The following is a 23,953-nucleotide window of genomic DNA, read 5'->3' on the forward strand; positions in this document are numbered from 1 at the left end:
GACGGGTCCGCCGCGCCCTACGCGACGCCCACGACGGCGCACGACTCCGGCGGCAGCCGCAGCACGCCGTCCGCCTCCGGCGGCGCGACGGATTCCCAGGCGGCGAGGATACGCGCGTGGTTGTGGCCGAGCGGGACGGCGGCGGGCTCCTCGCCGAGGTTCACGGCGATCTTCAGGTCCCCGCGCCGGAACGCGAACCAGCGCGCCTGTTCGTCGTACGCGACCCGCACCGCCGCCAGGTCGGGATCCATCAGGTCGGCGCGGGCGCGACGCAGGGAGATCAGCTCGCGGTGCCAGGCCAGCAGGCGCGCGTGGTGGCCCGACGCCGGCTGCGACCAGTCCAGGCAGGACCGCTCGCGGGTGGCCGGGTCCTGCGGGTCCGGAATGTCCTCCTCCGCCCAGCCGTGCTCCGCGAACTCCCGCCGCCTGCCCCGCCGCACGGCCTCGGCGAGCTCGGGATCGGTATGGTCCGTGAAGAACTGCCAGGGCGTCGTGGCCCCCCACTCCTCGCCCATGAACAGCATCGGCGTGAAGGGGCCCATGAGCGTGAGCGTGGCCGCGCAGGCGAGCAGCCCGGGGGTGAGGGCCGCGGAGAGCCGGTCGCCCTGCGCGCGGTTGCCGATCTGGTCGTGGGTCTGGGCATAGCCGAGGAAGCGGTGGGCGGGCGTTCGCGCGCGGTCCACCGGGCGGCCGTGGCGGCGGCCGCGGAACGACGAGTACGTCCCGTCGTGGAAGAAGCCGCGCGTCATCGTCTTGCCGAGCGCGGCCAGCGGAGCCCGCGCGAAGTCCGCGTAATAGCCCTGCGACTCGCCGGTGAGCGCGGTGTGCAGCGCGTGGTGGAAGTCGTCGTTCCACTGCGCGTGCAGACCGATGCCGCCCTTCGCGCGCGGGGTGACGATCCGGGGGTCGCCCAGGTCGGACTCGCCGATCAGGAACAGCGGCCTGCCCAGCTCATCGGCCAGCCTGTCGACGGCGGCGGACAGTTCCTCCAGGAAGTGCAGCGCCCGCGTGTCCTTCAGCGCGTGCACCGCGTCGAGCCGCAGCCCGTCCAGGCGGTAGTCCCGCAGCCAGGCCAGCGCGCTGCCGATCAGGTACGCGCGTACCTCGTCCGAACCCGGCGCGTCCAGGTTCACGGCCGCGCCCCACGGCGTCTGATGCCTCTCCGTGAAGTACGGGCCGAACGCGGGGAGGTAGTTGCCCGAGGGGCCCAGGTGGTTGTGGACGACGTCGAGGACCACGCCGAGACCGTGGCCGTGCGCCGCGTCGACAAATCTCTTCAGCGCCTCGGGGCCGCCGTACGGCTCGTGCACCGCCCACAGCGACACCCCTTCGTACCCCCAGCCGTGCCGCCCCGGGAAGGGGCACAGCGGCATCAGCTCCACATGCGTGACGCCCAGCTCCGCGAGGTGCCCGAGGCGGGCCGCCGCCGCGTCGAGCGTGCCCTCGCGGGTGTACGTCCCCACATGCAGTTCGTACAGCACCGCCTCCCGCACACTGCGCCCGGCCCACGGCTCCCGCCACACGTACCGCTCGTGGTCGACGACCGCGCTGAGCCCGTCGGGGCCGTCCGGCTGGCGGCGCGCACGCGGATCGGGCAGGAGAGGGCCGCCGTCCAGCGAGAACCCGTACCGTGTGCCGTCCTGCGCCGGGGCGTCCCCGGTCCACCAGCCCGCGCGCTCACCGTCGCGCTCCAGCGCCCGCGCGGTGCCCGCGCACTCCAGCGTGACCTGCTCGGCCTCCGGCGCCCACACCTCGAACCTCACCGACGTGCCCCCTCGTCCGCTATTCGCCTGTCTCGCCACACCTGCGTCCCCATGGTGCGTCAGAAGTGCTCGGTCCGTGGGCGGAAGTGATCAATCGGACCTCGCCCCGCCCATTCTGGACACCCGGGCCGACGTTGCCCGACAATCCATGAGTGACATCCTCTTTCGAGTTCTCCACGTACCCCGCGCGGGTGACGGACGCCGAGCGCGACCGGGCGCTGGACGCACTCAAGGAGGGTGCGGCCGTCGGCAGGCTCTCCCACGACACCTTCGTGCGCCGCATGGAGCTGGTGCTCGCCGCCCGCAAGCCCGAGGAGCTGGCCGCCCTCACCGCCGACCTGCGGACCGAGGGACGCTGGTCACGCATGGTGCTCGGCGGTGTGGGAGCGGTCTCCGGGTTCACGATGAAGCTGCGCAGGGCCTGGCAGGCCGAACGGCTGCCGAAGCTGCTGCTGCCCTCGCCCGACAGCCCCCACCCGCTGCGGATAGGCCGCGACCCCGCCAACGGCCTGCGACTCAGCCACGACACGGTCTCCCGCGTGCACGCCGAACTGCGCAGGCAGGGCGGCATGTGGGTGCTGCGCGACCTCGGCTCCACCAACGGCACGACCGTGAACGGCCGCAGGGTGACCGGCGCCGCCCTCGTCCAGGACGGCGACCTCGTGAGCTTCGGCCGGATGGCCTTCCGACTCGCCGTGAGCTGAGCCGCCTCGCCGTCAGCTGAGCCCCACGCGCGCGTGACACGCGGCGGCGACCGTGGTCCGCGACTGGTGCTCCACCTGATGCTCCAACGGCACCCACCGGGCCCTGAACCGCTCCGCGAACGCCTCGCTCCACCGCGTCACGAGCCGGTCGAGGCGCGGCGCCGCCCGGTCGTCCGCCTCGACCAGGACCCGCAGCAGCATCGCCGCCGCCCGCAACGGCACCCGCCGCCCGAAGGCGTCCACGCTCCCGATGTACGCCATGGTCGTGTCCGCGGGCGGCAGCCGCCCCCAGTCGTCGGCGAGGCCCGGCGCCAGCGCCAGCGCCCAGCGGGCCGCCCGCAGCAACGGCCCGTCGGCACCGGCCAGCCGCGGCAGCGCCTCCCCCAGGATCTCCTCGACGAGCCGCCCGTCCCTGCGCAGCCGCCGCGCGAGCGCCCGCATGGCCGGACCCGGTGCCGGATGCGCCGCCGGATCGTCGACGAGATCACTCGCCCACATCGGCACCTCGACGATCGCCGTACGCCCGCCGTACCGGTGGGCGTGGTGCCAGGTGGTGAGCCGGGCGTCCTCCGGCAGGCTCGGATAGGCCGCGTCCACCTCCGGGCCGGGCAGCACGTGGACGCCGGGGCCTGAGGCCGGCCACCCCGCCGCGTCCGACGCGCCCGTCTCCACCGGGATGTGCAACTCCGCCGCCGACTTGGCGAACGGCTCGGCGAGCCCCGGAATGTCCTCGGTCAACTGCACCCAGCTGCCGCCCAGGTCCGTCCCGTGCAGAGAGACCTGCAAATACGGCCGAAGCTCGTCGATGACCCCCGTCAACGCGCGTGTCTCGGGAGGCAGCCGGTGCGGCGGCAGCACCGACGGCGACCACTCGGGCTGCTCCGGACCCGCGGGCCGGAAGAAGTTCCGGTGGTAGTCGAGCAGTGTGCGCGGAGCGGGCGTGCGATGCAGACTCGCCCCGTCCGGATCCGCGCAGAGCAGGAAGTGCCAGGAGGTGTCGGCCCGCAACCGCGGATCCCGCAGAGTGCGCTCCGCGAGATGCAGGAGGGTCGAGCCACCGGTCGGCTCATTGGCGTGCGCCCCGGCGACGACCAGGACCGCGCGCGGGGCCCGCCCCACGGACAGCAGATGCAGGGGCCGTCCGGCGCGCGAGACGCCGACCTGACGCAGGGCGCCCAGATCGGGCCGGAGAGCCGCCAACTGCCTTGCGCAGGAGAGGAGTTCGGGGACGCTGGGATAACGCTGCACCGCCAGTCGACTCACCCCCGTCTGGTACGCCACTGACGCAATCCGCAGTACGCCACGCCCTCGGACATGTGTCAAGGACGCGTGCGACAGGGCCCACCACACGCCCCGCCGCACACCACACGCCCCCTCGTCCACCCCCGGCGCGCCACCACCCCACGGCCTCCCGCGCCTCTCAGGCCACCCCCTCGGAAGCCGCCGCCGCGCGCCCCCCGCCGCCCCCTTCCCGGGCCCGCTCCAGCACCGCCACCGGCCACTCGGCGAGCAGCTCCGCCACCCGCACCCGCCCCTCGAACTCCCGTCCGGGCACGAGCAGATCGGCCCACCGCCCCGCCGGAAGCGGCAGCTCCGTCTCCCGCCAGCCCCCCTCCTCCGCGAGACGCAACGACAACCGCGTCACCGCCACCACGACCTCCCCGCCCCGCGCGAACGCCACACAGTGCGCGGCACCCGGCCCCCCGGCCACCAGCGGCTCGTACGCCCCCGCGTCCCCGAACAGCTCCGGGCGCCGCCTCCGCAACCGCAGCGCCACCGCCGTGAGCGCCAGCTTCTCCTCCGACAGATCGCAGGGCTCCCGCCGCGCGTCGAGCCGCTCCAGGACATGCGGCTGGAAGCGCGCGGGACGCCGGTTGTCCGGATCGACCAGCGCGCGGTACTCGCCCTCCGTCCCCTGATAGAGGTCGGGCACCCCCGGCATGGTCAGATGCACGAGCGCGGCCCCCAGGGCGTTGGCCCGCACATGGGGCGCCACCTCCCGCGCGAACGACGCCACCTCGTACAGCGCCGGCCCGCACGGGCCCGCCTCCACGAAGGCGCCCACCGCCCCCTCGTACGCCTCGTTCGGCTCGGTCCAGCTGGTGTGCAGACCCGCCTCCCGCACATGCTTCACCAGCGCGTCCCGCAACCGCGTGTCATAGGGGAAACCGAAACCGACCGCCGTCTGCCACGCCGCCCACGCCACCTGCTGGTCCGGCGCGCACGCCCCGCCCGCGCGCGCCGTCTGCTCGGTCAGCTCCACCAAGAGATCAGCCCAGCGCCCCGGACACTGCGTCAGGACGGAGATGCCCGCCCGCACATCGGCACTGCGCTTGGTGTCATGCGTCGTCAGGACCGTGCCCGTATAAGGCCAGTCACGCTGCACGCGCGCACAGTACGCGTGGAACTCCTCCACCGAGACCGCCGGACGCTCGGGCGCGCCCCCCACCTCCGCGGCCGACAGGACCGGAGCGTGCCGGTAGAACGCGGTGTCCTCGACGGCCTTGGCCCGCAACGCCGACGCCACCTGCGCGAACCGCGCCCGGAACCCCGCGACGGCGCTCTCCCGGTCGCCCTCCGCCACGCCGACCCGGCCCAGCGCCAGATCCCGGACCACACCGACCGTCCCGGCCTCCTCGGGCACACGGAAAGCGGCCCGCGCCTCCTCCGCGGCCCGCACCGTCAGCACCGTCTCGGGAGCGGCGCCCCCGGACACGTACGGCCGGTACACCTCAAGCCGCACCAGCAGCTCCCGCAACGCCGTGCGCACCGCCCACGGCGCGTGGTCGCGCAGCGCGGGGTCCGCCGCGCAGATCGCCGTCGCCTCGCGCGTCAGCCGGTCGACCTCCGCCGCCAGTTCCCGCGTGAGCACCTTGTACGCGGCGCGGCGCACCGTCGCGTCCCAGTCACCGCCCCGGTCCGCCGGCGGTGCGGCGAAGCGGCGGTACTGGCCGAGCAACTCACCGGCGCCCGCCGGATCGACGAAGACGCCGTCGACGTGACGCAGCGCGTCATAACCGGTGGTTCCGGCCACCGGCCAGGCGGCGGGCAGCTGCTCCCCGTCGGCGAGGATCTTCTCCACGACCGTCCAGCGCCCACCCGTCGCCTCGTGCAGCTTCCGCAGATACGCCCCCGGATCCGCGAGCCCGTCCGGGTGATCGATCCGCAGCCCCTCGACGACCCCCTCGCGCAACAGCTGAAGGATCTTCCCGTGCGTCGCGTCGAAGACCTCCGGGTCCTCGACCCGCACCCCGATCAGATCCGAAATGGTGAAGAACCGCCGGTAGTTCAACTCCGTACGGGCCAGCCGCCACCAGGACAGGCGGTACCACTGCGCGTCCAGCAGCTCGGGCAGCGGCAGCTGACCGGTGCCCTCACGGATCGGGAACGCGTGCTCGTGATAGCGCAGCACATCGCCGTCGACCCGCAGCGCCGTCAGCTCGTCCCCGAGCCTGCCCCCGAGGAACGGCAGCAGGACGCGCCCCCCGCCCGCCTCCCAGTCGATGTCGAACCAGCGCGCGTACGGGGAGGCGGGCCCCTCGCGCAACACCTCCCACAGCGCACGGTTGTACCGGGGCACCGCCGCCATGTGGTTCGGCACGATGTCCACGACCAGGCCGAGCCCCGCCTCCCGGGCGACACGCGCCAAGGACCGCAGCCCGTCCTCACCGCCCAGCTCGTCCCGCACGCGCGCGTGGTCCACCACGTCGTACCCGTGCGTCGACCCCGGCACCGCCTCGAGCACCGGCGACAGATGCAGGTGTGAGACGCCGAGCGAGGCGAGGTACGGGACGGCCGCCTCCGCGGCGGCGAAGGGGAAGTCCGGCTGGAGCTGGAGCCGGTACGTGGCGGTCGGCGAAGGCGGCACCGCGGGCCTGGAGTGCTCTGGTGTCATGCGAAAGTACGTACCCGCCCCACGGGCTTTCGTGTCATCCGCTCCTGCATGTCCACGCGACGGCGTCGTTAGCGTCGGACGATGGCTCACAGCACGCGGGACAGGACACGGGACGCGTATCGCGCAGTGATCGGCATGACGGGGCCGCTGCTGCCCGTCATCTCGTTCTTCGGCAGGCTCCCGGTGGCCATGATCCAGTTCGGCAGCGTGCTCCTGGTCACCGAGACCAGCGGATCCCTGGCCACCGGCGGCGTCGTCGCCTGCGCGCTGGCGCTCGGGCAGGTCACCCTCGGGCCGTACGTCGGCCGCCTCGCCGACCGGCACGGACAGCGTGCCGTCGTGCTCGCCCTCTCGCTCGTCAACGCCGTGGCGATCGCCGTCTACACCGCGGGCGCCGTCGCGGACCTGCCCACGCCCGCCCTCGTCGCCCTGGGCCTGCTCGCCGGTGCGACGATCCCCGGGATCGGCCCCCTCGCCAGGGCCCGCGTCGTCCCGCTGATCCGCGCCAAGGGCGGCGACGACCGGCTCGCGAACACCGTGCTGTCCCTGGAGAGCACCATGGACGAGCTCTCCTTCGTGCTCGGCCCCGCCCTCGTGGGCCTGGCGGCCGTCGTGGGCCACCCGGCGTACGCGTTCGGCATGGCGGCGCTCCTGGTCGCCGGCTGCGGGACGGCCTTCGCCCTGCACCCGACGGGACGCACCGCGCGGCGCGGCGCCGCGCGGGAACCGGCACGCGCGCGTGGAGCGGCGGTACGGCCCCGGCTGCCCCGTCCGGTGTACGTGGTGCGGCTCGGCCTGGTCTTCCTCGGCGTGCTGCTCGGCGCCTGCGGGGCCGGGATCACGGCGCTGACGCAGGAGCTGGGGCAGCCGGGCCAGGCCGGTCTTGTCTACGCCGCGATGGGTGTCATGAGCGCCGTGGTGGGGCTCTCCATGGCCGCGCTGCCCGAACGCTTCGGGCTGCTCGCCCGCTGGAGGGCGGCGACGGCCACCGCCGCGCTCCTGTCACTGCCCCTGGTGTGGACGGACAGTCTGACGGGCCTCTACGTAGTGGTCACCTTGTTCGGCGCGGTCTACGCCCCGAACCTCATCACGGGCTTCGCGCTGACCGAACGCGCCGTGCCGCAGGAGAGGCTCGCGGAGGGCATGACGTTCGCCGCGAGCGCGTTCGTGGGCGGCCAGGCGGTGACGCTGGCGGTGGCGGGACGCCTGGCGGAGGCACACGGCGCGGGGGCCGCCTTCGCCCTGGGCAGCTGCGCCGCGGCCGTCGCGTTCGGCATCGCGCTGCTGGCCCGCCCAGTCCGCCCCGCCCGTCACGAGAAGCCCGGAGAAGCCCCCGAAGAGGCCCCCACGGGGGCGGCGGCCTGAGCCACCGCCCCGGGGGCCCTCGGGGCAGCGCCCGCGTCAGGCGGGGCGGCGCAGGACCGTCAGGCTCCGGTCCGTCAGCGTCAGCCGGTCCCCGGCCCGCACCTTGGGACCCGCTCCCTCCGGCACGCCCTCCGCACACGCGGTGTCGACCACCACCTGCCACTGGCGGCCGTGGTTCACCGGCACCACGAACTCCAGCGGTTCCGGCGACGCGTTGAACAGCAGCAGGAACGAGTCGTCGGAGATCCGTTCACCGCGCGGCCCCGGCTCCGAGATGGCGTTGCCGTTCATGAACACGGTCAGGGCCCGCATGTGCGAGGCGTTCCAGTCGCTGTCCTCCATTTCGTCGCCCGCCGGGGTGAACCAGGCGATGTCGGACAGTTCGTCGCGCGTGCCCTGGACCGGCCGGCCGTGGAAGAACCGGCGTCGGCGGAAGACCGGATGATCGCGCCGCAGCATCGCCATCGCGCGCGTGAACGCCAGGATCGAGCTCTCGCCGTCCGGCCAGCGCACCCACGCCACTTCGTTGTCCTGGCAGTACGCGTTGTTGTTGCCGCCCTGCGTGCGCGCGAACTCGTCACCGTGGCTGATCATCGGCACGCCCTGGGAGAGCATGAGCGTGGCGATGAAGTTCCGCATCTGCCGCTCGCGCAGGGCGAGTACGGCCGGATCGTCCGTCTCGCCCTCGGCGCCGCAGTTCCAGGAGCGGTTGTGGCTCTCGCCGTCCTTGTTGCCCTCGCCGTTGGCCTCGTTGTGCTTCTCGTTGTACGAGACGAGGTCGTGCAGGGTGAAACCGTCGTGGCAGGTGGTGAAATTGATGGAGGCCAGCGGACGCCTCCCGTCGTCCTGGTAGAGGTCGGAGGAGCCGGTCAGGCGGGACGCGAACTCCGCGAGGGTGCGGGGCTCGCCCCGCCATAGGTCGCGCACCGTGTCGCGGTACATGCCGTTCCACTCGGTCCACAGGGGCGGGAAGTTGCCCACCTGATAGCCGCCCTCGCCGACGTCCCAGGGCTCGGCGATCAGTTTCACCTGGCTGACCACGGGGTCCTGCTGGACGAGGTCGAAGAACGACGACAGGCGGTCCACCTCGTGGAACTGCCGCGCGAGCGTCGCCGCGAGATCGAAGCGGAAGCCGTCCACCCGCATCTCCGTGACCCAGTAGCGCAACGAGTCCATGATCATCTGGAGGACGTGCGGCGAGCGCATCAGGAGCGAGTTGCCCGTCCCCGTGGTGTCCATGTAGTAGCGGGGATCGTCCATGAGGCGGTAGTACGAGGCGTTGTCCAGACCCTTGTAGGACAAGGTCGGGCCGAGGTGGTTGCCCTCGGCGGTGTGGTTGTAGACGACGTCGAGGATCACCTCGATGCCGGCCTCGTGCAGCGCCTTCACGGCCTGCTTGAACTCCAGGACCTGCTCGCCCCGGTCGCCCCAGGAGGCGTACGTGTTGTGCGGGGCGAAGAAGCCGATGGTGTTGTAGCCCCAGTAGTTGTTGAGGCCCATGTCCACCAGGCGGTGGTCGTTCACGAACTGGTGGACCGGCATCAGCTCCAGGGCGGTCACCCCCAGCTCCGTCAGATGTTCGATGATCGCCGGGTGACCCAGCGCCGCGTACGACCCGCGCAGTTCGTCCGGGAGGTCCGGATGCAGCATGGTCAGGCCCTTCACATGGGCCTCGTAGATCACGGTCTCGTGGTACGGGGTGCGGGGCGGCCGGTCGTCGCCCCAGTCGAAGTACGGATTGACCACCACCGACGTCATCATGTGCGGCGCCGAGTCGAGGTCGTTGCGCCTGCCGGGGTCCGCGAAGTGGTAGCCGTACACCTCCTCGCCCCAGTCGACGCGCCCGCTCACCGCGCGCGCGTACGGATCGAGCAGCAGCTTCGCGGAGTTGCAGCGGTGCCCCCGCTCGGGTGCGTAGGGGCCGTGCACCCGTAAGCCGTACCGCTGTCCCGGCATGACGCCGGGGAGGTAGGCATGCCGCACGAACGCGTCGGACTCCCGCAGTTCGACGGCCGTCTCCGACCCGTCGTCGTGCAGGAGACACAGCTCCATGCGCTCTGCGGTCTCGGAGAAGACCGCGAAATTCGTGCCGGCTCCGTCGTACGTGGCACCTAAGGGGTACGCCTGCCCAGGCCAGACCTGCATGAATACGACTCTTTCACTAATGCCCCCTCGGGGCGGGGCCACTTTGGCCAGAGTCTCCCCGAAAGTGGAGCAACCACCCCTGAGTTGAACCCGTCTAACCGTCTGACCACATACTCGGCATGCCCATGAATGGGGCGCCAGGGGAGTAGGGGGAGCAGTGCGAGAGATAGTCAGACGCCACCTGGGGAAGGTGGTGGCGGGCGCGGCGGTCGCGGCGGCCGCGACCGCCGTGCTGGTGGGCGTCGCTCTGCCGGGGTCGGAGGCAGGCGAGTCGGGGGACCGCCAGGCCAACGCCGCAGCGGCGAAGCAGGACGCCGTCGCGAAGGACGGCGTCGTGGAGGACGCGCCCGAGGAGGGCGCGAAGGGTGTCGGCAGCGACCCGCTGACCGACGACGAGATCGAGCGCGCGGAGAAGGCCTCGGTCAGCGGGCAGCTGCGCTCCAGCGCCCGGGACGTCGAGGGGGACCGCGGCCCGCAGCTGCTGTCCACGAACCTCAGCGAGCCGGACCCGAGCGACGCCGGGGCCTCGGCCCCGCGCCGGGCCGAGGTCGTCTACTACGACTACAAGAAGGACGCCGTCGTCACCAAGACGGTCAACCTGGAGACCGGCAAGGTGGACGACACGACCACCGCGCGGAACGTCCAGCCGCCGCCCAGCCAGGAGGAGCTCGTCGAGGGCGCCAGGCTGCTGATCGCCGACCCGCTCGGCAAGGGCCTGAAGCAGGACTTCAAGCACGCCACCGGCAAGAAGCTGACCGGCCCCGACCAGTTGCAGCTGAGCGGCATGGTCTTCCGCAAGGAGACCGTCGAGCGCGTGCCGTCCGGTCTCACCGAGTGCGGCGAGCACCGGTGCCTCCAGGTCGTCACGAAGGTCAAGAACGGTCCGTGGATCGACACCCGGTCCCTCGTCGTCGACCTGAGCACCCGCAAGGTCGGCCGCCTCGGCTGATGCCGCCGGCCCATCGACACGCCGATACACCCGGCACACCGACATCAACTTCTCCTCGTACGAGGGAGTTCATTCCGCAATGCACGTGAACAGACTTTCGCGCGCCCGCAACAAGGCCACCATGGCCGTCGCGGTCTCCGCGCTCCTCGGCGGCGCCCTGGGCGTCGCCGCCCCCGCCTCCGCCGCCCCGAAGGCGCCCAACGCGCCCGCGGCCGACTGCAGTGACGCCTACAAGATCGAGCAGACCGTCGACGGCGGCACGACCTGGCGCATGTGCTGGCACTACAACACGCTCTCCGGCCTGATCCTCGACAAGATCAGCTACCAGCCGAAGGGCGAGGCGAAGCCGATACCCGTCCTGACCAGCGCCCGGCTCGCCCAGGTGCACGTCCCCTACGACGACGGCGAGGCCGAGTACGACGACGTCACCGGGACCGACTTCGGCCAGGCTCTCCAGGACCTCTCGCCCGGCGAGTGCCCCGGCGGCACCATCAAGACCGTCAAGGTCCCGCACCGGGGCGACGTGAAGGGCCTGTGCACCACCACGCGCGCGCGTGGGCACGCGTACCGCCTGAACGACGACGAGAGCACCGGCGGCACCGGCAAGGTCTACACCGGCCAGGGCAAGGACCTGCTCGTCTACACGGTGAACAAGGCGTCCTGGTACGAGTACATCACCGAGTGGCGCTTCTCATCGGACGGCACCATCACGTCCAACGTGGGCGCGACCGGCAGCCTCTCGCCGTACGACTACGACGGCGGCGACAGCCGTGGCTGGCCGATAGGCAAGGGCGACCAGGCCAAGGCCGAGAGCCACGCGCACAACGTCTTCTGGCGGCTCAACTTCGGCCTGGACGGCTCCCCGAAGGCCAAGGTCGAGCAGTACGACTCCAAGGTCACCCCGCCGACCGGCCAGGGCAGCCCCACCACGAAGACCACCCGCACCAAGGTCACCAAGGAGCTGGCGGGCGACCGCAAGGACATGCGCTGGTGGCGCGTGGTCAGCGGCGCGGGCAAGAACAAGGACGGCCACCCCAGGTCGTACGAGATCGTGCCCGGTCCCAGCAACAAGCACGCGGGACGGCCCTTCACCAAGCACGACGTGTACTTCACCCAGTACAAGAAGTGCGAGCAGTACGCGAGCAACAACATCGGCTGCCCGACGGGCACTCCGTCGAGTGTCGACAAGTGGGTGAACGGCCAGACCATGACGCACCCCGTCACCTGGGTGCACATCGGCTTCCACCACATCGCGCGTGACGAGGACCAGCAGCCGATGCCGGTCCACTGGCAGGGCTTCTCGCTGGCCGCGCGCGACGTCACCGCTATGAGCCCGCTCACTCCGCAGGACCTGGCGAACCAGAACGGTCAGCCGCCGATGGGCGGTTGAGAAAACACCCTGTGCATCCGGCTGCACCGCCCGCCGCTCCCGGAGTACCCTTCCTTGATCGTTGACCGGGGGAGTGGCTCGGGGGAGCGGAAGGCGGTGCGCGGGTGAGCTCGGGTGGGCGGGAGCTGCCCCCTGGTGACGAGGGTCACGAGGGGAGCTCCGCGGACGTACCCGCCGGAGCGGTGTCGTTGGCACGGCCGATGGAGACGGGATCTCAGATCGGACCGGAACTGGACTGGGACACCGACGACTGGCGCGAGGTCCGTACGCGCGCCCAGCGTGCCGGGCGGGCCTACATCTGGCTGAACCTGGTGGAACAGCGGCTGCGCGCGGTCGTGGCCGCTGTTCTGCGTCCCATCTACGAACCCGTCCACGCCGACGAGTGGGTGGTGGCCGCCGCCGGTCCCGCGGGCCAGGAGTGGGTGCAGCGGGCCGTCGCCGTACGCGAAGTGAGCCGCCGCAAGGGCTATTTGCTCGACCCGGCGGACGACAACGTCCTCAGCTTCCTCACGCTGCCGCAGCTGCGCGAGCTGATGGTGCAGCACTGGCCGTGCTTCGAGCCGTATCTCGACGACCGGCGTGACGTCGAACTGGCCCTCGACGAGCTGGAGGTCACCCGGAACGTCGTCTCCCGCAACCGCGCTCTGTCCGAGGCGGTCCTCGCCCAGGCCGAGCGTGCCTCGGCCAAGCTCTTGGACATACTCGGCGCGGGTACCGACACGCCCTCCGCCCGGCGCCTGCCCGTCGACGCCGTCGAGGACCTGGTCGGCGACCGCTACGCGGACGTGGTGGCCGTGCATTCGGACCGTGTGCGGCTGCTGCGGCAGTTTCCGGCCGAGGACATCTTCGGGGGCGCCCGCCGTCTCGACGCGATCGGCATCGGTCTCAACCTCCTCGTGCAGAACTTCTCCGGGCGCCGTCTGGTGCGGCTCGCGGAGTCCGGCTGCCGGGTGCGGCTGCTCTTCCTGAACCCGGCGAGCAGCGCGGTCAAGCGCAGAGAGCGCGAGCTCGGCCTCAAGAAGGGCGAGTTGAGCCGTTCCGTGGAGATGAACATCCTGCACATGCGGCGGGTCAGGGCCCGGCTGCGCGATCCGGGCGCCTTCGAGATCCAGGTCTTCGACGAGACGCCGCGCTTCACCGCGTACCTGGTCGACGGGGACGGGGCGGACGGCATCGCGGTCGTCCAGTCGTATCTGCGCAGGACCCGTGGCATGGAGGCGCCGGTGCTGGTGCTGCGCGGCGGCGGGCGTGTGGTGAAATCGGGTGATACGGGCTATGCGGCCGAGACCGGCCTTTTCCCGACATACCGCGAGGAGTTCGAGGTGGCGTGGGCGGACTCGCGGCCGGTGTCCTGAACCGCCCCTGACTCGGTCCGACCCCCCCCCCGAAGCGGAACGCGCCCCTCGGATTGTCAGTGGCGCATGGGATCGTGGTGGTCACTGGGGGAAAGCACCACGAAGAAGGGGGCGGCCATGGGCTGGCACCGGGAGCTGCTGATCGGTTTCGACCTGGAGACGACAGGGACGGATCCGGACGAAGCGCGCATCGTCACCGCGGCGGTGATCGAGGTCAAGGCCGGCGAGACGCTGGGGCACCGCACCTGGCTGGCAGACCCGGGAGTGCCGATACCGGACGACGCGGTCGCGGTGCACGGCGTCACGAACGAACGCGCGGCGGCCGAGGGCAGGCCCGCCGCCGCCGTGGCGGACGCCCTCGCGGAGGTCCTCGTCTCGTACTGGCGGTCGGGCGTCCCGGTCATCGCGTACAACGCGGTCTTCGACCTGAGCCTGCTCTCCGCGGAGCTCAGGAGGTACGGCCTGCCCTCGCTCAGGGAGAGGCTCGGCGGCGCCGAGCCCGGCCCGGTCATCGATCCGTACACGATCGACCGCTCCGTGGACCGCTACCGCAAGGGAAAGCGGAATCTGGAGGCGGTCTGCACGGAGTACGGCGTGGTCCTGGAGGCCGCCCACGACGCGGCGGCGGACGCCCAGGCCGCGGCCCGCCTCGCCTGCGCGATAGCCGACCGCCACCCCAAGGTCGCCTCCCTCGGCCCGGCGGAGCTGCACCGCCGCCAGATCGAGTGGTACGCGGAGTGGGCGGCGGACTTCCAGAACTTCCTGCGCAAGAAGGGCGATCCGGACGCGGTAGTGGACGGGATGTGGCCCCTGAGGGCGGCGGGCTAGGGCCTGTCTGACAATTCGCGTCGTCGCCCGGAGGGCGGCCTCGCGGCGTCAGGTGCGTGCTCTCGGCGTGCCGGGCGTAGGGCCTCGTACTGGATGTACTTGGCTCTGCGCCCGGTGCGGCGAGAGTGCGTGCATGGCGTCGCGAGGCAGGCGGGAATTGTCAGACAGGCCCTAGTCCCTCAGAAGGGGTACCAGCGCACCGTGGCGTCCCCGTCCCGGAGCGAGGCCACGCGCCTGCGGAACTCGGCCAGGGCGTTGGGGTTGGTGGGCGCGTGCTGCGCGACCCACGCGCAACTGGCGGTCTCCCGGGCCCCGCGCAGCACCGCGCACCCCTCCCACTCCCGCACGTCCCACCCGTAGGCGTCGACGAATCCGTCGTATGCCTCGGGCGTGAGTCCGTACCGGTCGCGGGAGAGCGCCATGACGACCAGGTCGTGCTCGCGCAGGTCGAAGGAGAAGGTCTCCAGGTCCACGAGTACCGGGCCGTCCGGGCCCACCAGGACGTTGCGCGGCAGCGCGTCGCCGTGGATCGGGCCGCGCGGCAGACGCGGGGTCAGCGCGGCGGCAGCGGCGGCGAAGTCGTCCCTGCGCGCGCGCAGGAAGTCGGCGTCCGCCGGATCGATGGCGTCGCCCGCGAGCCGCAGCCATCGCCTGACACCGCCGAGCAGTTCACGGCGCGGCAGTTCGAAGGAAGGGGGCGCAAGCTCGTGCACCAGGCGCAGCAGCACGGCGAGGTCGCGCGGCTCGGCGGGGCGCACGGCCGCCGGGAGCCGGTGCCAGAGCGTCACCGCGTGCCCTTCGACGACCAGGGGCTCGTCCCGCGCGGGCCGTGCGGCGGGGACGTCCGCCTGCTCCAGCCAGCGCGCGACACCCAGCTCGCGGCGGGCCCGCTCCAGGAGTCCGGGGGCGGAGCGGCCGATCTTGACGACGAGGTCGCCGATCCCGAACACCGCGTTCTCGCCGAGGGCGAGCAGCTGGGCCCCGCCCACCGGAACCGCCAGTTCCGCCGCGTCCAGTACGTGTCGCGCCCGTGCCTCGTCCATCCCGTGCCTCCCGCACCCGTCGCCCTTCGCCCGACAGTCTCGCATTCGCACAGGCCAACAGGCTTGAGCGGGCTGCGCAGCTCCTTGACGTATCAAGACCACATCAGCACGATGACGGGGGCCGCCAGGGCGGCCGGACCCGTAAGAGCCGCCCGAAGGAGCCGATCCGTGACATTGGCGACCGCTACGAAGCGGTCAGCGAGAGGCACGCCGGGACAGCCGCCCGCGGACCACGGCGCGTGGTTCCTCGTGCTGCCCGCGTTGATCCCGATCCTCGTCCTCAGCGTCGGCCCGCTCCTCTACGGCATCGCGCTGGCGTTCACCGACTCCCAGTCGGGCCGGACCGAACCCACCCAGTGGATCGGCGCCCTCAACTTCCAGGACCTGCTGCACGACACGCTGTTCTGGGAGTCGTTCCGCATCGGCCTGCTGTGGGCGTTCGGCGTCACCGTGCCGCAGTTCCTGCTGGCGCTCGGCCTCGCGCTGCTGCTCAATCAGAACCTGCGCTTCCGCTGGCTGGCGCGGGCGCTCGCGATCATCCCCTGGGCGATGCCCGAGGTGGTCGTCGGCATCATGTGGCGCCTCGTCTACCACCCGGACGCCGGCGTCCTCAACGAAACACTGGCCGACCTCGGGCTCGGCGACGGCAAGGACTGGCTGACCGGCACGGGCACCGCGCTCCTCGCCGTGATCGTCGTCGGCGTCTGGGCGGGCATGCCGCAGACCACCGTGGCGCTCCTCGCCGGACTCCAGAACACGCCGCGCGAGCTGCACGAGGCCGCGGCGATGGACGGCGCGGGCGCCTGGCGCCGCTTCCGCACGGTCACCTGGCCCGCGATCAAACCGGTCGCCCTCGCCATCACGGCGCTCAACTTCATCTGGAACTTCAACTCCTTCGCCCTGGTCTACGTCCTCACCCAGGGCGGCCCCGGCGGCCGCACCCGCCTGCCCATGCTCTTCGCCTACGAAGAAGCGTTCCGCTACGGCCAGTTCGGCTACGCCGCGGCCATGGGCTGTGTCATGGTCGCCGTGATCTCCGTGATCCTCGCCTGCTACCTCGCGGGCCGGCTGAAGGGGGGCGACGAGGCATGATGCGCACGAAGAAGTCGACGCGCGCCGCGCAGTACGTGGCGCTCGCCGCCTACCTGGTCTTCCTCGCCTTCCCGTTCCTGTGGCTGATCTCCACGGCCTTCAAGCCCGCGCGGGAACTGGGCAGCCTGCACCCCACCTGGATCCCGAAGGACCCGACGCTGGACAACTTCCGGCAGGCCTTCGACGAACAGCCGCTCCTCCAGGCCGCGGGGAACTCCCTGATCGCGGCGGTCAGCGCGGCCCTGATCGCCGTCGTCATCGCGACCCCGATGGCATACGTCATGGCCAGACACCGCACCCGCCTCGCGAAGGCGGCCACCGGCTGGGTGGTGATCAGCCAGGCGTTCCCGTTCGTCCTGATCATCATCCCGCTCTTCCTGATCCTGAAGAACCTCCACCTGATCAACTCCCTGCTCGGCCTGGTCATGGTGTACGTGGTGTGGTCGCTGCCCTTCGCGCTGTGGATGCTCGTCGGCTACGTCCGCGCGGTCCCCGCCGAGCTGGAGGAGGCGGCGGCGGTCGACGGCGCGGGCAGGGTACGGACATTCGTGTCGGTCGTCGCCCCGCTGCTGGCGCCCGGCGTCGTGGCCACGGCGATGTTCGCCTTCATCACCGCGTGGAACGAGTTCTTCTTCGCGCTCGTCCTGCTCAAGACCCCTCAGAAGCAGACGTTGCCGGTCATCCTGAACCGCTTCATCGGCGCCGAGGGCGTCGCGGACCTCGGGCCGCTCGCCGCCGCGGCGTTCCTCGCGACCATCCCCTCGCTGGTCATCTTCGCCATCATCCAGAAGCGGATCACGGGTGGAATGCTGGCCGGGGCGGTGAAGGCCTGATGCGCCCCCTGCGCGCGCGCCGGGCGCGTCTTATGACCGCTGCCGCCTCGGCTCTCGCCCTGCTCCTGACCGGATGCACCGGTGACTCCGGCAGCGACGACGACGGGAAGATCACCCTCCAGTTCCAGTCCCTGGCCTGGCAGAAGGAGTCCGTCGACGCCAACAAAGCCCTGGTCGAGGAGTGGAACGCCACCCACCCCGACGTCAAGGTCGAGTACGTCCAGGGCAGTTGGGACAGCGTCCACGACCAGCTGCTCACCTCCTTCGAGGGCGGTGAGGCGCCCGACATCATCCACGACGCCTCGGACGACCTCGCCGACTTCGCGTACGGCGGCTATCTCGCGGACCTCGGCGAGCTGCTTCCCGACCGCCTGAAGTCCGACATCCCCGAGCGCAGCTGGGAGACGACGACCTTCGGCGGCAAGGTCTACGGCGTGCCGTTCCTCCAGGAGCCGCGCGTCTTGATCGCCAACGCGAAGTGGCTGAAGAAGTCGGGCGTACGGATCCCCACCCCCGAGAAGCCCTGGAGCTGGGCGGAGTTCAGGGACGTCACCAAGGAACTCGGCGACGGCGAGGACGGGAAGTACGGCGTCGCCTGGCCCCTGAAGGAGCCGGTATCCGCGACGCTCAACCTCTCCCTGTCGGCGGGCGGCCGGATGTTCCACCGCGGTGCGGACGGCAAGGTCGACGTCCGCTTCGGCGAGGCCGACGAAATCATGCCCCGCACGGTCCACGACCAGGTCAACAACGACAACAGCGCCTCCGGCACGACCCTCGGCATGGGCGGCTCCGACACCCTGCCCGGTTTCTTCGGCGGCAAGTACGCGATGGTCCCGCTCGGCTTCTCCTACCGCCAGCAGATCGCCCAGCAGGCACCGAAGGGCTTCGACTGGCAGGTACTGCCCGCGCCCGCCGGCTCCGAGGGACTCGCGCAGGGCGTCAGCCCGCAGACCCTCTCCGTATCCGAGGACAGCCCGCACAAGAAGGCGGCGGCCGAGTTCATCGACTTCTTCCTCCAGCCGCAGAACATGGTGAAGCTGGCGCGCGGCGACTGGATGCTGCCGACCGGCGAGAAGGCCCTGAAGGACCCCGCGCTGCGCACGGAGAAGAACGACTGGGCGGTGGGCACGGCCCTCGCCGAGGACCTGCGCTCGGCCCCCGCCCAGTCCGTGCGGGGCTATCCGGAGTGGAAGGACAAGGTGGCCACCCCCGCGTTCCAGGAGTACTACAGCGGGGCCATCGGCCTCGACGAGCTGCGGAAGCGACTGGTGAAGGACGGCAATCTGGTGCTGGCCAGATATCAGCGGTAGGGGTCTACGGGATCAGGAGGAGGCGGAACGATCGACGCGAGCAGGGTCGAGCAGTGAACCGGTGCGGACGAAGATGTCCCGGTCCCCGTTGGTGTCGCCCGGGACGAGCGTCCCGGAGTCGGAGCTGAAGGCGACGTGGCGTCCTTCGGGCGTGATGGCGGGGTTCAGGGCGAGTTCCTCGCTCTTGGGGTCCGTGTCGCTCACCACGCTTGTCGTACGGGTCTGGCGGTCATGCCGGTAGATCCTGTTCCAGGACCCGTCGAAGCCGGTGACCAGGCCGTTCAGGTCGGAGGCGAAGAAGACGTATCGGCCGTCCGCGGTGATCTCGGCCTGTCTGGCTCCCAGCCCGTAGACCCAGTTCCACTCACCTTGGGTACCGTCACTGGCCACGCTGACGCGCTCGGTGGTCCTGGCGGTGAGGTCGCGCACGAACATGTCCTCGATCTGGTTCGTGTCGTCCGGCACCATGTTGCGGGCATCGGACTCGAAGGCGACGATGCGGCCGTCCGCGCTGATGGCCGGTTCGAAGGAGCCACAGCACTCCAGGCTGACCGCCTGCCCGCCGGTGCTCGTCAGATTGGCGCGGGTGATGGCCCCGGTCTGCCGTTCGTACACGAAGACGTCCGTGTCGCCGTTGGTGTCGCCGGGGACCAGGTTCGTGTCGTCGGAGGTGAAGGCGATCCGGCGCGCGTCGGTGCTCAGTGACGGCGCACTGCCGTGGAAGGTGCCGAGCTTCTGGCCGGTGCGGGTCTGCATGTCGTACAGGACCAGCCCGCCCTTCGTATGGACGGTGTGGGAGAGGTAGCGGCCGTCGGGGCTGAACGCCGCGTCCGGGTACTGGTGGGTGGCGCCCGTGCCGATGCGGACGGTGGTCCGGGTCTGTCGGTCGTGCAGGAAGAGGTCGGACCCCTTCGTCCACGTGTCGCCCGCGACGAGGTTGTCCGCGTTCGACGCGAACACGACGTACCGGCCGTCCGGACTGAGGGCGAGGCCATGCCCCTTGGTCTCACCGGAGGCCTGCGCTCCTGAACTGGACACGTTCACCCGCTCGGTCGTCTTCTCCTGCCGGTCGCGTACGAACACGTCGAGGGCGCCGTTCGTGTCCCCGGGGACCAGGTTGTCGGACGTCGAGCTGAACGCGACGTAGCGGCCGTCGGAGCTGATCGCCGGGGCGTCGTCCGAGCGCCACTTCGCCTCGTCCGCCTGCGCGCCGTCACCGGAGACGTTCACCCGCTCGATGCCGGAGCCGCCGGGGTCGTCAGAGGCCGACACCGGTGCCTGTCCGGCACAGGTGAGCACCACCGCGAGGGCGGCCGCCCCCAGGCCCACTGCCCTCGCTCCCGGGCGGCGCATGCGTAACGGTCGTATGGTCATGGTCGCTCCCTGGGTCTGCCGGGCACGCGCTGCCGTGCCCGCGCGGCTGTCGGACAGTGGCAGCGTGACGTATGCGCCTGACGGGGCCCTGATGCCGGGCGGTGGGGTCACGGGGTGTCACAGGTGTCATGCCGGAGCGCGAGGACCCGGGCCGGTCAGCGCCCCTCGGGAAAGGCGGCGCGCAGTGCGGAGCCTCGGGTGGTGCATGCGACTCCGATGACGGGCAGCACGCAGACGACCTGCATCACGGCGGCCGCCGACCCATACCGCGATGACCGCCAGGAGGGCGGCGGCGCTCAGTGCGCCGAGAACCTTGATGCCGCTCCGCGCCGTGTCGAAGGCACCTCGGGTGCGGGCGGAGTCGAGGAGTGCCGCCTCGGCCGTGGGGTGCGTGCTGGTTTCCATGCTCACCGGCGCCATGAAGCGCTTGGCCGACGCGGTGTCCGCCTGGGCACACAGAGGGGTGGGGCTAGCCCCACTCCCTGGCTGACCAGGCAAGGAGCGGGCTCCGTTCGGTGCACAGTGGGAGCACCGAACGGCAAGCGGAGGATGAGTCATGAGGCAGCTGGGTTCATGGGTGGCGCGCGTCGGCGTGGGGTTCGTGCGGGCATGCGTCGTCGCCGTCGTCAGCATGCTGATCCCGGCCGTGTGGGCCGCCGCCGTGGCGCTGGGGATCCGGTGGGGGGCGGGAAACCCGTGGTCGTGGGCAGCGCCGCTCGTGCTGGTGTGCGGGGGCACGTTCGCGCTGTCCCGCCCGGTCTGCCGGACGGTCCGCTTCCTTGTCGCACGGTGGACCGCCACCGTCATTCCCGCCGGGTACCGGCAGGCCGGACCGGTGACGCGGATGTCCACCGGTTACTGGTGGAACGGCTTCTCCTACGAGCGCACCCGCCGGGACGCCCTCCTGGACCAGAAGTGGCGGGTCCGGTGGACGGACCCCGCCAACTGGCGCGACCTGCGGTTCACCGGGATCGTGCCGATCACCGCGGGCGTGGTCGCCGCCCTCCCGCCGGCCGGTGTGGCCGCGGCGGTCCTCGGGCTCGGCCGGCCGGGATTCGCCCCGCGCCTCGTCGGGGCGCTCGGCCTGGTCGTGGCCGTCGCCTGCGCACCGTACGCCTGGCGGCTCATCGAGCCGGTGGCCGTCCGCTTCCTGCGTCCGTCCCCCACGATGGCGCTGGCGGACCGGGTGGAAGAGCTGACCGCCCAGCGCGCGGACGCGACGGTCGCGCAGGCCGCCGAGATCCGCCGGATCGAAAGGGACCTGCACGACGGGGCGCAGGCCCGCCTCGTCGGGCTCGGACTCTCCCTGGCGACCGCGGAGAAGCTGATGGAGACCGACCCGGAGCGGGCCAAGGCGCTGATGCGGGACGCGCGGGCCGGCGCCACCGCCTCGCTGGCCGAACTCCGCGAGCTGACCCGGGGGATCAGCCCACCGGTGCTGGCCGAGCGGGGGCTCGTCGACGCGGTGCGCGCCCTCGCTCTGGACATCCCGCTCGACGTGGCCGTCAGCACTGAGGGCAGCGCTGACGGCGGGCTGACCCTGGACCCGCCGATCGAGTCGGCCGTCTACTTCGGCGTCGCCGAGTTGCTGACCAACGCGGTCCGGCATGCCCACGCGTCACGGGCGCGCGTCCGCCTCGCCAGGGACGAGGCCGGCCTCATCGTCGAGGCCGAGGTCGAGGACGACGGCCGGGGCGGGGCCGACGAGCGGCCCGGCGGCGGGCTCGCCGGTCTGCGCCGCCGCCTCGCGGTCTTCGACGGCACCCTTGAGATCACCAGCCCGCCGGGCGGCCCGACCCGTGTCAGGATGGCGCTGCCATGCGAATCGTCGTAGCCGAAGACCTCTACCTCCTGCGCGACGGGATGGTCCGCCTGATCGAGGCGTACGGGCACCAGGTGGTGGGGACGGCGACCACCGGACCCGAAACGCTCGACGCGCTGCGGACGTGGCGCCCGGATGTGGCCGTCATCGACGTCCGCATGCCGCCGGACCAGTCGGACGAAGGCCTGCGGGCGGCGCTCGCCGCCCGGGGCGAGATGCCAGGACTGCCGGTCCTCATCCTCTCCCAGCACGTCGAGCAGCTGTACGCCCGCGAGCTCTTGGCCGACGGCTCGGGCGGCATCGGCTACCTCCTCAAAGAGAGCGTGTTCGACGGCGACCAGTTCATCGGCGCCCTGGAGCGCGTCGCGGGCGGCGGGACCGCCATGGACCCGGCCGTCATCGCGAGACTGCTCTCCAGCGGCTCCCCGAGCCGGGGGCTTGAGCGGCTCACCGAACGCGAGCACTCCGTGCTGGCCCTCATGGCCGAGGGGCTGTCCAACCAGGCCATCGGCCGCCGCCTCTTTCTCAGCGAGAGCGCCATCGGCAAGTACACCACCTCCATGTTCGGCAAGCTCGGCATCTCCGATGACGACGACACCAACCGCCGTGTCCGCGCCGTCCTCACCTATCTGAACAAGCCCTAGCTCGAACCGGCCGCCACAGGAAAGGGTTGCACGAGACGTCTCGTCTCGTTTAAGGTCGGTGCATGACCCCGCCTCGCCCCGCCCACATCGCCATGTTCTCGATCGCCGCCCACGGGCATGTGAACCCGAGCCTCGAAGTCATCCGGGAGCTCGTCGCCCGCGGTCACCGCGTCACGTACGCCATCCCGCACATCTTCGCGGAGAAGGTCGCCGAGACCGGCGCCGAGCCCAGACCCTACGAGACGACCCTGCCGTCACCGGACGACGACCCGGAGGCCTGGGGCACGGAACTGGTCGACAACCTCGAACCGTTCCTCACCGACGCGATCCAAGTCCTGCCGGAGCTGGCCCGCGCCTACGAGGGCGACGAACCCGACCTCGTCCTGTACGACATCACGTCCTACCCCGCGCGCGTCCTGGCCCGCCGCTGGGGCGTCCCCGAGATCTCCCTCTCGCCGAACCTCGTCGCCTGGGACGGATACGAGGAGGAGGTCGCCGAGCCGACGCAGGCGCAGCTGAAGGCCTCCGGGCGCGGCCGGGCCTACCTGGCGCGTTTCACCTCCTGGCTCGCGGAGAACGGCATCGCCCAAAACCCCGACTCCTTCGTCGCCCGGCCCCCGCGCTCCCTGGTGCTGATACCGAGGGCCCTCCAGCCGTTCGCCGACCGGGTCGACGGGCGCGTGCACACCTTCGTCGGCGCCTGCCAGGGCGAGCGCGCGGAGCAGGGGGAGTGGGAGCGGCCCGCCGGTGCGCGCAGGGTGCTGCTCGTCTCGCTCGGTTCGGCCTTCACCAAGCAGCCCGATTTCTACCGCGAGTGCGTCAAGGCCTTCGGGGGCCTGCCGGGCTGGCACGTGGTGCTCCAGATCGGCAAGCACGTCGACGCGGGGGAACTCGGCGAGGTGCCCGCGAACGTCGAAGTGCACCGGTGGGTGCCGCAGTTGGCGGTCCTGAGGAAGGCGGACGCGTTCATCACGCACGCCGGCGCGGGCGGCAGTCAGGAGGGGCTCGCCACCGCGACGCCGATGGTGGCCGTGCCGCAGGCCGCCGACCAGTTCGGCAATGCCGACATGTTGCAGGGGCTCGGCGTCGCCCGTCATCTGCCGAGGGAGGAGGCGACCGCCGAGGCGTTGCGCGAGGCGGTTCTCGCGCTGGTCGAGGATCCGGAAGTCGCCCGCAGGCTGTCCGGGATCCAGGCCTCGATGGCGGCGGAGGGCGGTACCCGGATGGCGGCCGACCTCATCGAGGAGGAGCTGGCGAAGGCGCGGGCCGCGCGGTCGCGATGTGACGCTCCGTGACGTGGTTCGAGGTTCCACTCATTCGATAACACTCTGGTAACGCACCAATGTCCTGGAATGGCCATTGACTCGCTCCGAACAGTTGACCGTTACCCCCGGTGAAAGGTTGCACTCCGTAGATCTTGTTCCTTGGTCGAATCCTTCCC

Annotated in this window: 18 protein-coding genes; 12 read left to right on the forward strand and 6 right to left on the reverse strand. The window is 71.5% G+C overall.

Annotated elements, in window-relative coordinates; genetic code table 11:
* Positions 1-17: 17 nt before the first annotated feature.
* Entirely contained in the window at positions 18-1,763 is a 1,746-nt protein-coding gene (gene treZ / locus ACF062_RS08500; protein ID WP_392137009.1) for a malto-oligosyltrehalose trehalohydrolase, read from the reverse strand.
* A gap of 152 nt (positions 1,764-1,915) precedes the next feature.
* Between treZ and ACF062_RS08505 the strand changes: the two genes are divergently transcribed.
* Positions 1,916-2,467: an FHA domain-containing protein gene (locus ACF062_RS08505; protein ID WP_392137010.1), complete on the forward strand. Its 552-nt coding sequence runs from the start codon at positions 1,916-1,918 to the stop codon at positions 2,465-2,467.
* Between the two features lie 12 nt (positions 2,468-2,479).
* On the opposite strand, the gene ACF062_RS08510 is transcribed toward ACF062_RS08505, so the two are convergent.
* Entirely contained in the window at positions 2,480-3,730 is a 1,251-nt protein-coding gene (locus ACF062_RS08510; protein WP_392137011.1) for a M14 family zinc carboxypeptidase, read from the reverse strand.
* 157 nt (positions 3,731-3,887) lie between these two features.
* Positions 3,888-6,362: a malto-oligosyltrehalose synthase gene (treY, locus tag ACF062_RS08515; protein WP_392137012.1), complete on the reverse strand. Its 2,475-nt coding sequence runs from the start codon at positions 6,360-6,362 to the stop codon at positions 3,888-3,890.
* Between the two features lie 81 nt (positions 6,363-6,443).
* Between treY and ACF062_RS08520 the strand changes: the two genes are divergently transcribed.
* Entirely contained in the window at positions 6,444-7,727 is a 1,284-nt protein-coding gene (locus tag ACF062_RS08520) for an MFS transporter (protein ID WP_392137013.1), read from the forward strand.
* Between the two features lie 36 nt (positions 7,728-7,763).
* Here the strand turns inward: ACF062_RS08520 and glgX are convergent, their stop codons facing one another.
* Positions 7,764-9,872 (reverse strand): glycogen debranching protein GlgX, encoded by a 2,109-nt coding sequence (glgX, locus tag ACF062_RS08525; protein ID WP_392137014.1) that lies wholly within the window; start codon positions 9,870-9,872, stop codon positions 7,764-7,766.
* A gap of 157 nt (positions 9,873-10,029) precedes the next feature.
* Between glgX and ACF062_RS08530 the strand changes: the two genes are divergently transcribed.
* The 4 genes from ACF062_RS08530 to ACF062_RS08545 all read left to right on the forward strand — a co-directional run bounded on the left by ACF062_RS08530 (position 10,030) and on the right by ACF062_RS08545 (position 14,394).
* Positions 10,030-10,821 carry a Tat pathway signal sequence domain protein gene (locus tag ACF062_RS08530; RefSeq protein ID WP_392137015.1) on the forward strand — a complete coding sequence of 264 codons (792 nt, stop codon included), beginning with the start codon at positions 10,030-10,032 and terminating at the stop codon, positions 10,819-10,821.
* Between the two features lie 79 nt (positions 10,822-10,900).
* On the forward strand, positions 10,901-12,211 hold the full coding sequence (locus ACF062_RS08535; protein ID WP_392137016.1) for a copper amine oxidase: 1,311 nt from the start codon (positions 10,901-10,903) through the stop codon (positions 12,209-12,211).
* Positions 12,212-12,315: 104 nt separating this feature from the next.
* On the forward strand, positions 12,316-13,566 hold the full coding sequence (locus ACF062_RS08540; RefSeq protein WP_392137017.1) for an SAV2148 family HEPN domain-containing protein: 1,251 nt from the start codon (positions 12,316-12,318) through the stop codon (positions 13,564-13,566).
* A gap of 117 nt (positions 13,567-13,683) precedes the next feature.
* The gene (locus tag ACF062_RS08545; RefSeq protein ID WP_392137018.1) at positions 13,684-14,394 is read left to right on the forward strand and encodes an exonuclease domain-containing protein; all 711 of its coding nucleotides are present in this window, start codon (positions 13,684-13,686) and stop codon (positions 14,392-14,394) included.
* A gap of 179 nt (positions 14,395-14,573) precedes the next feature.
* Here ACF062_RS08545 and ACF062_RS08550 read toward each other — a convergent pair whose 3' ends face one another.
* Entirely contained in the window at positions 14,574-15,437 is an 864-nt protein-coding gene (locus ACF062_RS08550) for a phosphotransferase enzyme family protein (protein WP_392137019.1), read from the reverse strand.
* A 168-nt stretch (positions 15,438-15,605) separates the two neighbouring features.
* Here ACF062_RS08550 and ACF062_RS08555 point away from each other — a divergent pair, with 168 nt between their 5' ends.
* From ACF062_RS08555 to ACF062_RS08565, 3 genes are read left to right on the forward strand one after another with little or no spacing between them, the layout of a single operon-like run.
* A complete protein-coding gene (locus ACF062_RS08555) occupies positions 15,606-16,529 on the forward strand; it encodes a carbohydrate ABC transporter permease (protein ID WP_392137020.1) in 924 nt (307 codons plus the stop codon).
* Positions 16,526-17,362, forward strand: a complete 837-nt coding sequence (locus ACF062_RS08560; protein ID WP_392137021.1) for a carbohydrate ABC transporter permease — start codon at positions 16,526-16,528, stop codon at positions 17,360-17,362. The genes ACF062_RS08555 and ACF062_RS08560 overlap by 4 nt, the downstream gene beginning before the upstream one ends.
* Positions 17,363-17,394: 32 nt before the next feature.
* Positions 17,395-18,672 carry an ABC transporter substrate-binding protein gene (locus tag ACF062_RS08565; RefSeq protein ID WP_392137022.1) on the forward strand — a complete coding sequence of 426 codons (1,278 nt, stop codon included), beginning with the start codon at positions 17,395-17,397 and terminating at the stop codon, positions 18,670-18,672.
* 12 nt (positions 18,673-18,684) lie between these two features.
* On the opposite strand, the gene ACF062_RS08570 is transcribed toward ACF062_RS08565, so the two are convergent.
* Positions 18,685-20,046, reverse strand: a complete 1,362-nt coding sequence (locus ACF062_RS08570) for a TolB family protein (RefSeq protein WP_392137023.1) — start codon at positions 20,044-20,046, stop codon at positions 18,685-18,687.
* 556 nt (positions 20,047-20,602) lie between these two features.
* Between ACF062_RS08570 and ACF062_RS08575 the strand changes: the two genes are divergently transcribed.
* The 3 genes from ACF062_RS08575 (at position 20,603) to mgt (ending at position 23,807) form a co-directional block, all read left to right on the forward strand.
* Entirely contained in the window at positions 20,603-21,880 is a 1,278-nt protein-coding gene (locus tag ACF062_RS08575) for a sensor histidine kinase (protein ID WP_392137024.1), read from the forward strand.
* On the forward strand, positions 21,865-22,512 hold the full coding sequence (locus ACF062_RS08580) for a response regulator (RefSeq protein WP_392137025.1): 648 nt from the start codon (positions 21,865-21,867) through the stop codon (positions 22,510-22,512). Before ACF062_RS08575 ends, ACF062_RS08580 begins: the two co-directional genes overlap by 16 nt.
* A 62-nt stretch (positions 22,513-22,574) precedes the next feature.
* Entirely contained in the window at positions 22,575-23,807 is a 1,233-nt protein-coding gene (gene mgt / locus ACF062_RS08585) for a macrolide-inactivating glycosyltransferase (RefSeq protein ID WP_392137026.1), read from the forward strand.
* Positions 23,808-23,953: the final 146 nt, after the last annotated feature.

The organism is Streptomyces sp. NPDC015345 (assembly GCF_043078805.1).
Taxonomy (GTDB): domain Bacteria; phylum Actinomycetota; class Actinomycetes; order Streptomycetales; family Streptomycetaceae; genus Streptomyces.